Annotated in this window: 13 protein-coding genes; 7 read left to right on the top strand and 6 right to left on the bottom strand. The window is 72.8% G+C overall.

From position 1 onward, the window contains the following. Nucleotides 1-362: 362 nt before the first annotated feature. The 3 genes from VGD85_RS04595 to VGD85_RS04585 form a co-directional block, all read right to left on the bottom strand. Complete coding sequence (locus VGD85_RS04595) at nt 363-1,199, bottom strand: DMT family transporter (RefSeq protein WP_331062262.1); 837 nt, start codon at nt 1,197-1,199, stop codon at nt 363-365. Beyond that, on the bottom strand, nt 1,199-1,675 hold the full coding sequence (locus VGD85_RS04590; protein WP_331062261.1) for a DUF456 domain-containing protein: 477 nt from the start codon (nt 1,673-1,675) through the stop codon (nt 1,199-1,201). Before VGD85_RS04590 ends, VGD85_RS04595 begins: the two co-directional genes overlap by 1 nt. A 125-nt stretch (nt 1,676-1,800) precedes the next feature. Then, nucleotides 1,801-2,034 (bottom strand): DUF7455 domain-containing protein, encoded by a 234-nt coding sequence (locus VGD85_RS04585; RefSeq protein ID WP_331062260.1) that lies wholly within the window; start codon nt 2,032-2,034, stop codon nt 1,801-1,803. A 295-nt stretch (nt 2,035-2,329) separates the two neighbouring features. Here VGD85_RS04585 and VGD85_RS04580 point away from each other — a divergent pair, with 295 nt between their 5' ends. The 7 genes from VGD85_RS04580 to VGD85_RS04550 all read left to right on the top strand — a co-directional run bounded on the left by VGD85_RS04580 (nt 2,330) and on the right by VGD85_RS04550 (nt 10,092). Then, complete coding sequence (locus VGD85_RS04580) at nt 2,330-4,486, top strand: DNA gyrase/topoisomerase IV subunit B (protein WP_414690759.1); 2,157 nt, start codon at nt 2,330-2,332, stop codon at nt 4,484-4,486. Between the two features lie 40 nt (nt 4,487-4,526). Beyond that, nucleotides 4,527-5,033 (top strand): fluoride efflux transporter CrcB, encoded by a 507-nt coding sequence (crcB, locus tag VGD85_RS04575; RefSeq protein ID WP_331062259.1) that lies wholly within the window; start codon nt 4,527-4,529, stop codon nt 5,031-5,033. Further along, nucleotides 5,030-5,401 carry a DUF190 domain-containing protein gene (locus tag VGD85_RS04570; RefSeq protein WP_331062258.1) on the top strand — a complete coding sequence of 124 codons (372 nt, stop codon included), beginning with the start codon at nt 5,030-5,032 and terminating at the stop codon, nt 5,399-5,401. The genes crcB (VGD85_RS04575) and VGD85_RS04570 overlap by 4 nt, the downstream gene beginning before the upstream one ends. After that, the gene (gene crcB, locus VGD85_RS04565; protein ID WP_331062257.1) at nt 5,398-5,769 is read left to right on the top strand and encodes a fluoride efflux transporter CrcB; all 372 of its coding nucleotides are present in this window, start codon (nt 5,398-5,400) and stop codon (nt 5,767-5,769) included. Before VGD85_RS04570 ends, crcB (VGD85_RS04565) begins: the two co-directional genes overlap by 4 nt. A 97-nt stretch (nt 5,770-5,866) precedes the next feature. Continuing rightward, nucleotides 5,867-7,957 carry a phosphate acetyltransferase gene (gene pta / locus VGD85_RS04560; RefSeq protein WP_331062256.1) on the top strand — a complete coding sequence of 697 codons (2,091 nt, stop codon included), beginning with the start codon at nt 5,867-5,869 and terminating at the stop codon, nt 7,955-7,957. After that, nucleotides 7,954-9,162 (top strand): acetate kinase, encoded by a 1,209-nt coding sequence (locus VGD85_RS04555; RefSeq protein WP_331062255.1) that lies wholly within the window; start codon nt 7,954-7,956, stop codon nt 9,160-9,162. Before pta ends, VGD85_RS04555 begins: the two co-directional genes overlap by 4 nt. 15 nt (nt 9,163-9,177) lie before the next feature. Beyond that, nucleotides 9,178-10,092, top strand: coding sequence for an AAA family ATPase (locus VGD85_RS04550; RefSeq protein WP_331062254.1), 915 nt, complete (start codon nt 9,178-9,180; stop codon nt 10,090-10,092). On the opposite strand, the gene VGD85_RS04545 is transcribed toward VGD85_RS04550, so the two are convergent. From VGD85_RS04545 to VGD85_RS04535, 3 genes are read right to left on the bottom strand one after another with little or no spacing between them, the layout of a single operon-like run. After that, the gene (locus VGD85_RS04545) at nt 10,076-10,576 is read right to left on the bottom strand and encodes a carbonic anhydrase (protein WP_331062253.1); all 501 of its coding nucleotides are present in this window, start codon (nt 10,574-10,576) and stop codon (nt 10,076-10,078) included. The genes VGD85_RS04550 and VGD85_RS04545 overlap by 17 nt on opposite strands. 22 nt (nt 10,577-10,598) lie before the next feature. After that, nucleotides 10,599-12,347: an MFS transporter gene (locus VGD85_RS04540; RefSeq protein ID WP_331062252.1), complete on the bottom strand. Its 1,749-nt coding sequence runs from the start codon at nt 12,345-12,347 to the stop codon at nt 10,599-10,601. 22 nt (nt 12,348-12,369) lie between these two features. Then, nucleotides 12,370-13,080 carry an LppX_LprAFG lipoprotein gene (locus VGD85_RS04535; RefSeq protein ID WP_331062251.1) on the bottom strand — a complete coding sequence of 237 codons (711 nt, stop codon included), beginning with the start codon at nt 13,078-13,080 and terminating at the stop codon, nt 12,370-12,372. Nucleotides 13,081-13,152: the final 72 nt, after the last annotated feature.

The following is a 13,152-nucleotide window of genomic DNA, read 5'->3' as shown; positions in this document are numbered from 1 at the left end:
AGCGGGCCGAACCGCGGGCCGCGGTGCAGGCGGTCCCCGGTGCCGTCGTCGTGCTCGTCGTTGATGCCGTGGCCCGACCTGTCAATGCACCAGCCGGGGCATGTGCTGGGCGCGGTGGTGGGGGATGCTGTGCTCACGATGCTGCCTCCTGTGTAGGCGGTGTCGAGGCTCCGGCCGGTGTTCGCGCACCGGCCGGGGCTGCTGTTTTCAGTCCAAGGTATTGCGGCCCACACTACTCCTGACCTGCAGGTTTGCAACGCTCGCAACTACAGCGTTCATGCGTCCCTAGTGCGGGACTACCTGGACTGACCGGGACCGACCCGGACCGACCCACGCCGACCCACGCCGACCCGGGCCGCGGCTCACCCGGCCGCGACCAGGGCGACCGCGAGCCCGCAGAGCGCCAGTCCGACGCCCTGCGCGCGGTGGACGTGCTCGCGCAGCACGGTGGCCGCGAGCAGCACCGTGACGGCCGGGTAGAGCGAGCTGATCACCGAGGTGACGGTGAGATAGCCGCCCTGGGTGGCGACCAGGAAGGCGCCGGTGGCCACGGCGCCGAGGGCGCCGCTGATCAGGCCGCCGAGGGCGTACCGGTTGCGGGGCACCCACGGCCGGCCGAGGGCGATCGCGACGACGACGATGACCACGCCCGCGACGACCTGGTTGAGCGCCAGCGGCAGGAACCCGGCCTCCTCGGGGATCTGGGCGAGGGCGGCGAACAGCGTGCCGAACCCGACGCCGGCGAGGATGCCGTCGACCAGGCCGGACCCGGCGGGTGGGGCCGGGGAGATGGCCTCCGGCTCGCGCGACACCAGCCAGATGGCGGGCAGCGCGAGCAGGATGCCGGTCCATACGAGCGGACCCGGACGCTCGCCGGCGCCCACCCCGACCGCCACCGGGACCAGCACGGAGCCCACGGCGGAGACGGGGGCGACGACCCCCATGCGGCCCGAGGAGAGGCCGCGGTACAGGAACGCCGTACCGAAGCCGTTGCCGAGGCCGGCGAGGAGGCTCCAGGCATAGTCGGCGCCGGTGGGGGAGCCGCCAGTGGCGAGCGCGAGCAGCACCACCAGCGCGGCGCCGCCGCCCTGCGCGGTCAGGGACACCGCCCACGCGCCGCCACGCCGGGAGAACACGCCGCCGTTGAAGTCGCTGAGGCCGTACGCCACCGCCGCGAGCAGCGAGAGCAGGATCGGCATCAGGTGATGCTCACCCCGACGACCCAGGCGACCGTCGCGGCGAGGGCCGCCACGAGCTCGATCAGGATGCTGAGCCCGGCGGCCCGCAGCGAGTGGATCGTCGAGGGCCACGCCTCGTCAGGGCCGACGCGGCGGGCCTCGGCGAGGTAGACGCCGAGCACGAAGCCGATGACGAGGCCGATCACGGGCACGACGAAGAAGCCGACCACGCCGAGCAGCACCCCGAACCACTGGGTGGAGGCCGGGATCCCGGCCTGGCTGAGCCGGCGTCCCGGGACCAGGTACTTCACGACCGTGCCGGCGCCGATCAGCGCTGCGGCGACCACCAGGACCCACCATGCGGCCGCCTCGTCGACCGACCAGGCCCACACCGTGATCGCACCGATGACCAGGACGGATCCGGGCAGGATCGGCACGATGATCCCGACCAGGCCCACGGCGATCGCGAGCGAGACGAGGACCTCGGTCAGGGACATGGCAGCACCCTGTCACAGCCGGCCGGGACGCCGGCGCTCGGCGTGCGGACGCACCGCGGCCCCGGACTGGAGGTCCGGGGCCGCGCTGGAGGTCTTGCGGAGATCTTGCGGTGGCGGGCGCTCGCTCAGCGCTCGCCGTCGGGGGCGATGGCGGGGGTGCCGGAGAGCTTGTGGGTCTCGTCGACGACGTTGGCGGCGATCTCCTTGAGCTTGGCACCGTGCTCGCGAGCGTGGTGGGCGCAGAAGAGCAGCTCACCGCCCGACTGGAGCTCCACGCGAAGGTAGGCCTGGGCTCCGCAACGGTCGCAACGGTCCGCGGCGCTCAGCGCTGCGGTGCTGGGGGCACCTGCAGTGGTCACATCGGCCTCATTTCTTCTTCTGCGTCGGTGTCTGGCACAACGTAGCGGCGGGCCCCAAGATTCCCGGCCGGCCGTGGTGTCCGACACCTCATCCAATCATGTTGTCACTTCCCTCTTCGGCCGATTTCCATGCCTTGAGAGGCATCGGTGTGAGGGAAAACAAACCTCGATCTCTGAACAGTCTGACGAACCAGTGGCGCCCGAGGTTGCGGAACGGGGACCGCGGGCGCCGATCGTTTCCACATCGTGACGAATCCTCGACCACGGTATCCGCGGGCTCCGCAGGCGTGCCTTCATCGGCCACCGGCGTGTCGCAGGTAGATTCGGAGCACCAGACCGCACGGATGGCCGGCCACCCCGCGAAACGGCCGGCACGACCAGGAGCCCCACGATCGACAACACGTACAACGCCGCGCACCTCCTCGTCCTCGAGGGCCTGGAGGCGGTCCGCAAGCGTCCCGGGATGTACATCGGGTCGACCGACACCCGCGGGCTGATGCACTGCCTCTGGGAGATCATCGACAACGGTGTGGACGAGGCCCTCGGCGGCCACGCGAGCCACGTCGAGGTCACGCTGCACCCCGACGGGTCGGCGGAGGTCTACGACGACGGCCGGGGCATCCCGACCGACAAGGAGCCCAAGACGGGGCTCCCGGGCGTCGAGGTGGTGGCGACCAAGCTGCACGCCGGCGGCAAGTTCGGCGGCGGCTCCTACGTCGCCACCGGCGGCCTGCACGGCGTGGGCCTCTCGGTGGTCAACGCGCTCGCGACCCGGATGGACATCGACGTGGACCGCTCGCCGGCGCGCCAGGGCATCTCGTTCCGGCGCGGCGTCCCGGGCGTGTTCGCCGGGGAGGGCCCGGACGCCGGCTTCGAGGCGCGGTCGGGCCTGACCCGCAAGGGCGCCCGGGTCGCGAAGGGCCGCTCCGGCACCCGCATCGTGTTCTGGCCGGACCGGCAGATCTTCACCAAGGACGCCCAGTTCGTCTACGACGACCTGATCGCCCGGGCCCGGCAGACCTCGTTCATCGTGCCCGGCCTGGAGCTGGTGATCCGCGACCTGCGCGGCCCCGACCCGGTCGAGGAGAAGTTCCGCCACGACGGCGGCATCGCGGAGTTCGCGGACTTCCTGGCGCCCGACGAGCCGGTCACCGGCATCCTGCGGCTCCAGGGCACCGACACGTTCACCGAGACCGTGCCCCTGCTCGACGAGAGCGGGCAGATGACCCCGCAGGAGGTCGAGCGCGAGCTGCACGTCGACGTCGCCCTGCGGTGGGGCACCGGCTACGACACCGTGCTCCGGTCGTTCGTCAACGTGATCGCCACGCCCAAGGGCGGCACCCACGTCAGCGGCTTCGAGCAGGCGGTGACCCGCACGTTCAACGACGTGATGAAGTCCGCGAAGGTGCTCAAGGTCAACGACGACGACGTGATCAAGGACGACGTGCTCGAGGGCATGACCGCGGTCGTCACCGTGCGGCTGGCCGAGCCCCAGTTCGAGGGGCAGACCAAGGAGATCCTCGGCACGCCCGCCGCCCGGACCGTCGTACGCCGCGTCGTCTCCAGCGAGCTGAAGAAGTTCCTCACCTCGACCAAGCGCGGCGACAAGGCGCAGGCCAAGCTCGTCATGGAGAAGGTCGCCGGCGCCGCCAAGACCCGCATCGCCGCGCGCCAGCACAAGGAGACCCAGCGCCGCAAGAACGCGCTCGAGTCCTCGGCGCTGCCCTCCAAGCTCGCCGACTGCCGGGCGGCCGACAACGACCGCACCGAGCTGTTCATCGTCGAGGGTGACTCCGCGCTCGGCACCGCCAAGCTGGCCCGCAACTCCGAGTTCCAGGCGCTGCTGCCGATCCGCGGCAAGATCCTCAACGTCCAGAAGGCCTCGGTCGGGGACATGCTCAAGAACGCCGAGTGCGCCTCGATCATCCAGGTCGTCGGCGCCGGGTCGGGCCGGACGTTCGACCTCGAGGCCCGTCGCTACGGCCGGATCATCTTCATGGCCGACGCCGACTCCGACGGTGCGCACATCCGCTGCCTGCTCGCGACGCTGTTCTACAAGTACATGCCCGACCTGATCCAGGAGGGCCGGGTCTACACCGCCGTGCCGCCCCTGCACCGCGTCGAGATCTCCAACCCCAAGAAGGGGATGGAGAAGTACGTCTACACGTACTCCGACGACGAGCTGCAGCGCAAGCTCGCCGAGCTGAAGAAGAAGGGCGTGCGCTGGAAGGAGCCGGTGCAGCGCTACAAGGGCCTCGGCGAGATGGATGCCGACCAGCTGGCCGAGACCACGATGGACCCCCGGCACCGCACGCTGCGCCGGATCACCATCGACAACGCCGAGGAGGCGGCGCAGGTCTTCGAGCTGCTCATGGGCTCGGAGGTCGCGCCGCGCAAGGAGTTCATCGTCCAGGGCGCCTACGAGGTCGACGTCGAGGCGATCGACGCCTGACGGCACCTCCGAGCAGCCACAGCCCACCGCAGGAGGCCGGATGTCCGCGCCCCAGACCGACCCGGACGTGGACCTCCACGTGGCCGGGCAGCGGCGGGAGTGGAGCCGGCACCGGTTCGTGCTGCCGGCGATCGCGCTCGGCGGCGTCGTGGGCGCGTCGGCGCGGTACGCCGCCGGGCGGGTCTGGCCGACGCCCGAGCACGCCTTCCCGTGGACGACGCTGGGGGTCAACGCGCTCGGCTGCCTGCTGATCGGCGCGCTGATGGTGTTCGTCGTCGAGGTGGGCGGGGCGCACCCGCTGCTGCGCCCGTTCGCCGGGGTCGGCGTGCTCGGCGGGTTCACGACGTTCTCGACGTACGCGGTCGACACGGTGTCGCTGCTCGACGCCGGACGCCCGGCGATCGCGCTGGGCTACTGGGCGGGGACGCTGGCGGCCGCGCTGGTCGCGGTCGTGGCCGGGGTGGCCGCGGCCCGCACGGGTGTCCGAGCCGCCGCGCGGGTGCGCCGGCGCTCGCGCAGGACGAGGAGAGGGGAGACACAGCGATGACGGGTGAGGCGACGGCACGCGGCAGCCTGGGCGGCCGGGCGACCCGGATGACGATCTATGTCGGGGAGTCAGACACCTGGCACCACAAGCCGCTCTACACCGAGATCGTGCACCGGGCGCACCGCGCCGGGCTCGCGGGGGCGAGCGTGTTCCGCGGGATCGAGGGGTTCGGGTCCTCCAGCCCGGTCGTCCACACCAGTCGGCTGCTGTCGCTCTCCGACGACCTGCCGGTCGCGATCGTGGTGATCGACAGCGCCGAGCGGGTCGAGGCGTTCCTGCCCGAGGTGGAGGAGGTCGTCGGCGAGGGCCTGGTCACGCTCGACGAGGTGAGCGTGGTCGTGCACCGCTACCGGGACGCCCCCGCGTGACCGGGGTCGTCTGGGTGTGCCTCGGCGCGGCGGTCGGGGCGCCGGGCCGCTACCTGGTCGACCGCGCCGTGCAGGCCCGCCACGACAGCCTGGTGCCCTGGGGCACGATGCTGGTCAACGTCGTCGGCTCGCTGGTGCTCGGCGTGCTGGTCGGCCTGACGACCGGGCACGACGTCCCCGACCCGGTCCTGCTCGGTCTCGGCACGGGTCTGTGCGGGGCGCTGACGACGTACAGCACGTTCGGCTATGAGACGTTCCGGCTCGTCGAGGACGGCGCCCGGCTCTACGCCGTGGTCAACGTCGTCGCCAGCCTGCTCGCCGGCACGGCCGCCGCGGCCCTCGGCTACGTCCTGGCCGGCCAGGTGTGACCCGGCCCTCAGCCGTTGGTTGAATTGTGGACTTTGGTCCTCCGATCTGGCCCGGGCGGCCCCTCGGCGGCCTGCTCGTGCGGCATAGGGTCGACCCGTGTGCACGAGCGTCTACGTCGCGTCCGTCGAGGGTTCCACCGGCAAGTCGGCCGTGGCGCTGGGCGTGCTGGACGCGCTCTCGCGGCGGGTCGAGCGGGTCGGTGTCTTCCGGCCGATCGTCCGCAACGACCAGGCGACCGCCCGGGGTGAGCGCGACTACGTCCTCGACCTGCTGATCGCCCACGAGGCGGTCACGCTCGACTACGACGAGTGCACCGGCGTCACGTACGACGACGTGCACGCCGACCCCGTCGCGGCGCTCGACACGATCGTGGAGCGCTACCACCGGGTCGCGGAGCGGTGCGACGCGGTCGTGGTGATCGGGTCGGACTACACCGACGTCGCGACTCCGACCGAGCTGTCCTACAACGCCCGGATCGCGGCCAACCTGAGCTCGCCGGTGCTGCTGGTGCTCAACGGCAAGGACCGGACGCCGGCCGAGCTGGTGACGCTGGCGGAGATCACCACCCAGGCGATCGCGGCCAACCACGCCACGCTGTTCGCGATCGCGGTCAACCGGGTGACCCACGCGGACCCGGCCGAGGTCGTGGACGCGCTCGCGACCGACGCGGTGCCGGCGTACGCGCTGCCCTACGACCCGCTGCTCTCCGCGCCCTCGGTCGCCGACCTGATGCCGGCCGTCGACGGGACGCTGGTCTCCGGCGACCCGGCGCTGCTCGACCGCGAGGTGCTCGGGCTGGTCGTCGCCGGCATGACGATGCCCAACGTGCTCGACCGGCTCTTCGACGGCGCGGTCGTCGTCACCGCCGGCGACCGGCCGGAGGTGGTCCTCGGGGTCCTGATGGCCCACGTGTCGGCCAACTTCCCGCAGGTCGCCGGGATCGTGCTCAACGGCGGCATCGAGCTGCCCGCCCAGGTCGCCCGGCTGCTGGAGGGAACCGGCGCGACGCTGCCGATCGTGGCGACCGACCTGCTCACCCAGGAGACCTCGGCGGCGCTGACCTCGGTGCGGGGCCGGCTCACGACGAGCTCGCCGCGCAAGATCGCCGCGGCACTCGGCCTGTTCGCCCAGCACGTCGACGGCGTCGCGCTGCTCGACCGGCTCGACGTCTCGCGGACCACCGCCGTCACCCCGCTGATGTTCGAGCACCAGCTGGTCGACGACGCCACCAGCCGCCGTCAGCACATCGTGCTGCCGGAGGGCGAGGAGGAGCGCGTGCTGCAGGCCGCGGACCTGCTGCTGCGCCGCGGGGTGGCCGACCTCACCCTGCTCGGCGACCCCATCCGGATCAGCGCGCAGGCCGCCGGCATCGGCGTGGACGTCTCGGCGGCGACCCTGCTCGACCCGCGCACCTCCGACCTGGCCGACCGGTTCGCCGAGGAGTACTACCAGCGGCGCAAGCACCGCGGCCTCGAGCGGGACGCCGCACTCGCGCGGGTGCGCGACGAGTCCTACTTCGGCACGATGATGGTCGAGCTGGGCCTCGCCGACGGCATGGTCTCGGGTGCGGTGCACACCACCGCCCACACGATCCGGCCGGCGCTCGAGGTCGTCCGGACCGTCCCGGGGGTCTCGGTCGTGTCGTCGGTGTTCTTCATGTGCCTGGAGAACCAGGTGCTCGTCTACGGCGACTGCGCGGTCAACCCCGACCCCACGGCCGAGCAGCTCGCCGACATCGCGATCTCTTCCGCGGCCACCGCGGCGGCGTTCGGCATCGAGCCCCGGGTGGCGATGCTGTCGTACTCGACCGGCTCCTCGGGCGCGGGCAGCGACGTCGAGAAGGTCTCGGCCGCGACGACGCTGGTGCGCGAACGGGCGCCGGAGCTGCTCGTCGAGGGCCCGATCCAGTACGACGCCGCCATCGACGCCTCGGTCGCGCGCACGAAGCTGCCCGACTCCCCGGTCGCCGGCCGGGCCACGGTGTTCGTGTTCCCCGACCTCAACACCGGCAACAACACCTACAAGGCCGTCCAGCGCTCCGCCGGAGCGGTGGCGATCGGACCGGTCCTCCAGGGCCTGCGCAAGCCGGTCAACGACCTGTCCCGTGGCGCCACCGTGCGCGACATCGTCAACACGGTGGCGATCACCGCCATCCAGGCCCAGCAGCTGAAGGAGACCACCGCGTGAGCGCGCTCGTCCTGGTGATCAACGCGGGGTCCTCCTCGCTCAAGTACAGCCTCGTGGACGGCGACACCGGCCAGACCCATGCCGTGGGGCTGGCCGAGCGGATCGCCGACTCCTCCGGCGCGACCGGCATCCTCAGCCACACGGGTCCCGACGGGCACAAGCACCGCACCGAGCTGCCGCTGCCCTCGCACGAGGCCGCCCTCCAGGCCGCCCTCGGCGCGTTCGAGGAGCACGGGCCCGCGCTCGCCGACGCGGAGATCGCCGCCGTCGGTCACCGGGTCGTGCACGGCGGGGCCCGGTTCTCCGAGCCGGTGCTCGTCGACGACGCGGTGCTCGCCGCGGTCGGCGACCTCGTGCCGCTGGCGCCGCTGCACAACCCCGCGAACCTCGAGGGCCTCGAGGTGGCGCGCCGGATCTTCGACACGGTCCCGCACGTCGCGGTCTTCGACACCGCGTTCCACCAGACCCTGCCCGAGCGGGCCTACACCTACGCCGTCCCGCTCGAGTGGCGCGAGCAGCACCGGATCCGGCGCTACGGCTTCCACGGCACCTCGCACGAGTTCGTCGCGGGCGAGACCGCCCGCCTGCTCGGGCGCCCCGTGGAGTCGGTGAACACGATCGTGCTGCACCTCGGCAACGGTGCCTCGGCGACCGCGGTCGCCGGTGGTCGCTCCGTCGACACCTCGATGGGGCTCACGCCGTTGGAGGGGCTCGTCATGGGGACCCGGTCCGGTGACGTCGACCCCGCGCTGCACGCCCATCTGCACCGGCAGCTGGGCTGGTCGCTGGAGGAGATCGACGAGCGCCTCAACCGCGACTCCGGCGTCCGGGGCCTGCTCGGCGAGAGCGACATGCGCGCGCTCGAGCGCCGCCTCGAGGAGGGCGACCCGCGGGCCCGGCTGGCGATGGACGTCTACTGCTACCGGCTGCGCAAGTACGTCGGCGCCTACTACGCCGTGCTCGGCAGGGTCGACGCGATCACGTTCACCGGCGGGGTCGGCGAGCACGCCCCCGACGTACGTGCCGAGGCGCTGTCCGGGCTGGAGCGGCTCGGCATCCGGATCGACGCGGCGGCCAACCGAGCCCAGGGGGAGGGCGCGTTCTCGATCTCCGCCGCCGACAGCGAGGTAGCGGTGCTGGTCGTGCCCACCAACGAGGAGTGGCAGATCGCCCGCGAGGCGCTCCAGGTCGTCCGCGCCGGCTGATCTAGGGTGGCCCGCGTGGCCCTGAGCGCAGACCCCGCAGCCGCCGACGTGTACATCGTGGTCACCGGGCCCCCGGCGTCCGGCAAGTCGACGCTGGCGACCGCCCTCGCGGGCGCGCTGGGGCTGCCGCTGCTGGCCAAGGACACCATCAAGGCGGGTCTGGTCGGAGCGCTCGGCGCCGACGACGTCGAGGAGTCGCGGCGGCTGGGCCGAGCCGCGGTCCGGGCGATGCTGGCCACGGCGCGCGAGAACGGCCGCGGCGTGCTCGACAGCGTCTGGGTCGATCGTCGGCGCGCGATCGAGGACCTCGCCGCCCTGCCCGGGCCGGTGGTCGAGGTGTTCTGCCGCTGTCCCCGCGAGGTGCTCGAGGAGCGGTACGCCGAGCGCGGCCGCGACGTCGAGCGCCCACCCGAGGAGCTCTGGAGCCCCGCGACGCGGGCGCCGCTGGAGGGCCCGTGGCCGGTGGTCGAGGTGGACACCCGGGAGCCGGTCGAGGTGTGGTCGGTCGCCGAGCGGGCGCTGGTCGCGGTGGCCGTCTCCGAGCAGTGGTGGACGGCCGACGCGCTGCGGGTGCGGGCCCTCGACACGCGAGCCGACCTGGCCGTGCTCTCGAACGTCGCGCTCAGCACCGCGCGGACACTCGCGGCCGCGGGCGTCGACCCCGCACCGTTCGCGGTGGTCGACCTGCCGCGCGGCGGCTTCGTGCACATCGCGCCGGGCTCGTGGGTCACGCCGCCGGACTGGGTGATGGGTCGCGGCGACGTCGACCCGCTGGAGTACGTGCGTCACCTCGTGGAGTCCACGGGCGTGCGGCACCGCGCCGTCGCGTTCGTGACGGTCGACGAGTCGGGCACCGCCCGGGTGGTGGCCGAGCACCACGCCGACGGCACCGGCCTCGAGGAGACCGAGATCGTCAGACCACCGGGTTGAGCAGCCCCGTGTCGACGTCGTAGACGAACCCGCCGACCTTGACCCGGTCGGGGATCAGCGGGTGCGAGACGACCTTGTGGACGTCGTCGGCGAGCGCGGCCCGCTGGTCGGGCACCATGTTGAACGTCTGCCACGAGACGTCCTGACCGGCCGAGGCGCCGACCCGCTCACGGACCTCCTCGAGGGTCGCGGACGCCATCGCGCACCGCGTGTGGGGGATCACCAGGATTCGCTGGACGTTGAGCAGGTGCACACCGAGGACCAGCGCCTCCAGGGCCTGGTCGGTGACGCGACCGCCGGGGTTGCGGAAGATCTTGGCGTCGCCGGGCGCGAGGCCGACCATGCCGAGCGGGTCGATCCGCGAGTCCATGCAGGTCACGATCGCGACGCCCGCGCGGGCGACGCCGTCGAAGCCGGCGAGCTCGAAGTGGGCGGCGAAGTCGCGGTTGGCGGCCAGGAGGTCGTCGAAGTCCGAGGTGGTCACGTTCCGGAGGCTAGCGAACCGGTCAACCGGCGGACCGCAGGAGGTCACCGGTCGAGATCGCACGCGTCGCGGCGTGTCGGAACAGCACCAGGGCGGCCACGCCGGCGATCACGGCACACACCGCGGCGCCGGTGAACACGGTGTGCTCCTGGGCGATGCCGGCGGTCTTGAGCAGGTCGGTGAACTCCGAGCAGCGGCTGCGGCCGTCGCAGACCTCGCGTGCCAGCGGCAGGTCGGCCTGCTCGGCGTAGTAGCGGCGCAGCCCGATCGTGGTCAGGGCGGAGATCCCGACCAGCATCCCGACCATCCGCGCGACCACGACGAACGCGCTCGCCAGGCCGTGCACGTCGTCGTCGGTGCTCGCGAGCACCGCGGCGTTGACCGGCGCGAGTGCGAGCCCGAACCCGAACCCGCCGAGCACCAGCGGCAGCGTCGCCGCCGCGTGGTCGAGGCTCCCCAGGTCCCAGGTCGCCATCCACACGAAGCCACCCGCCGCGCACGCCATCCCGACCGCGGTGACCAGCCCGGCGCTCGTCGTACGCGTGAGGTAGCCGCCCACGACGGCGCCCACCGGCAGGGCGACGAGGAACCGGACCAGCACCAGGGCGGCCATCAGCTGGGAGTCGGAGTAGACGGTGGTGCGCGCGAAGAGCGGGATGTCGATGAGCGCGGCGATGAGGGCCGCGCCGACGAAGAAGCTCACCAGCATCGCACCCCACGCGGGGGTACGCCGGAGCGCGCCGGCCGGCACGAGGGGCGCCGGGGCGCGCCGCAGGTGGACGACGAACGCGGCGGTCGCGAGCGCGGAGCCGAGGAGGTACCACGCGCCCTGGTCGGAGAAGACCTGGACCTTGGGGTCGGCGGTGGCGAAGGCGAGGATCACGCCGGCGAGCGCCAGCGCGAGGAACGCCGCGCCGAGCAGGTCGGCCTCGCGCAGCGTGCGCAGCCACCCCCGCAGGTCCAGCAGCGGCCGGCGCGCCGTCGCGCACCGGACGCCGAGCAGCACCAGCGCGCCGATCGCGGTCAGGCCCAGCGGGGTCAGCCAGCGCCCCGAGCCCGTGACCGGGATGAACAGCTGGCCCCAGGTCAGGTCGCGCATCAGCTGGCTGGGCTGCACGAAGACCAGGGCCCCGGCGGCGAGGGCCACGACGGCCAGCAGCAGCCCGATCCAGTCGAAGGCACGGGGTCTCGAGGCTCGCTGCGCTCGCACCTCGACCTCCGTGAGGCTCCGGATCACCGCGGCCAGGACCAGGCCCACGGCCAGGTTGATGGCGAAGATCGCCCGCCAGTCGGCCACGGCGAGGACGAGCGCGCCGAACAGCGGCCCGAGCACGCTGCCGAGCTCCTGGACGGCCGAGACCACCCCGAGCGGCACCCCGCGCCGCTCGGCGGGGTAGAGGTCGGCGACCAGCGCCAGGGTGGCGGGCACCAGCCCGCCGCCGCCGACTCCCTGGAGGAACCGGCCGGACACCATCGACGGCATGTCGTAGGCGAGCGCGGTGACCAGCGAGCCGAGTGCGAACAGGGCGAGCGCGGCCACCAGCACCGGCACCCGGCCGCGCAGGTCGGCGACCCGGCCGATCAGCGGCAGCATCGCGACGTACCCCAGCAGGAAGCCGGAGATGATCGGGGCCGCGCGCTGGAGCTGGTCGACGGGGACGCCGACGCTGCCCATCATGTCGGGCAGGGCGAGCACGACGACGTAGGTGTCGGCCGCGGCGAACGCCACGGCCACCGCGGCGAGGGACAGCAGCAGACGCGACGACCTCATCGCAGCCCCGGTCACCGCACCGTCACGGCGCGGTGATGTCCTTCTCGGTGCCGTAGGCCTCGAACGTCACCGTGTAGGTCATCGGGTCGGAGTCCTCGTAGAACACCCCGGTGAGCTCCGCGCTGCGCAGGTCGCCGTCGTCGGTGATCGTGTAGGTGGCGTCGAAGTCGCCGGAGGCGGAGGGGATGACGTTGGCCACGACGTCGCCGGGGACGGTGCCGGTGTACTCGGTGAGCACCTCGCTGTTGTCCTCGCCGCCGCGCACGCTCTTGCCCTTCTCGAGGTCGGTCGTCGCGGAGAGCACCGTGGAGAACCCGTTGTCGGCGCTCATCAGCTGAGCGGGGTCCGGTGCGCCGTACTCCGCGGGGTCGATGTCCTGCCACCCGGAGGTGAACGGCACCTCGGCGTAGACCTTGCCGTCGACCGCGATGACCGGCACCTCGATGGCCTGGCCCGCGAGCGGCACGGTGATCTTGCCGTCGAAGGCAGGCGCGTCGGTGAGCACGCCCTCGGCCTTCTCGACCCCGGTGACGCCGGCGGGGAGGTCGTCGGTGGTCAGCGCGATCGTGACGCCGCTGGTGTCGTCGAGGTGCTGCTTGGCGGTGGCGAGTGCCTCCTCGGGGTCGGCCGCGGAGCCGCCGTCGGAGTCGCCGCTGCACCCGGTCGCGGCGACCGGGAGCGCGGTGAGGACGGCGGCGAGCAGCGCGGTCGACGCGCGGTGGCGGAGGAGCACGGGGGTCAGCCTTCCACACCGGCGCCGGCGCCGACGCGGTCCGCGACCGGGCCCGCGCACGCCGCCAGTGGC

The organism is Nocardioides sp. (assembly GCF_036401255.1).
Taxonomy (GTDB): Bacteria; Actinomycetota; Actinomycetes; order Propionibacteriales; family Nocardioidaceae; genus Nocardioides.
The sequence above is the reverse complement of the archived record's forward strand: the minus strand, read 5'-3'. Positions and strand labels throughout refer to the sequence as shown.

What these genes read in the sequence shown, in the direction of transcription:
- VGD85_RS04595 (WP_331062262.1), bottom strand. Translation starts at nt 1,199, where the DNA reads ATGCCGATCCTGCTCTCGCTGCTCGCGGCGGTGGCGTACGGCCTCAGC.
- VGD85_RS04590 (WP_331062261.1), bottom strand. Translation starts at nt 1,675, where the DNA reads ATGTCCCTGACCGAGGTCCTCGTCTCGCTCGCGATCGCCGTGGGCCTG.
- crcB (WP_331062259.1), top strand. Translation starts at nt 4,527, where the DNA reads ATGTCCGCGCCCCAGACCGACCCGGACGTGGACCTCCACGTGGCCGGG.
- VGD85_RS04570 (WP_331062258.1), top strand. Translation starts at nt 5,030, where the DNA reads ATGACGGGTGAGGCGACGGCACGCGGCAGCCTGGGCGGCCGGGCGACC.
- VGD85_RS04540 (WP_331062252.1), bottom strand. Translation starts at nt 12,347, where the DNA reads ATGAGGTCGTCGCGTCTGCTGCTGTCCCTCGCCGCGGTGGCCGTGGCG.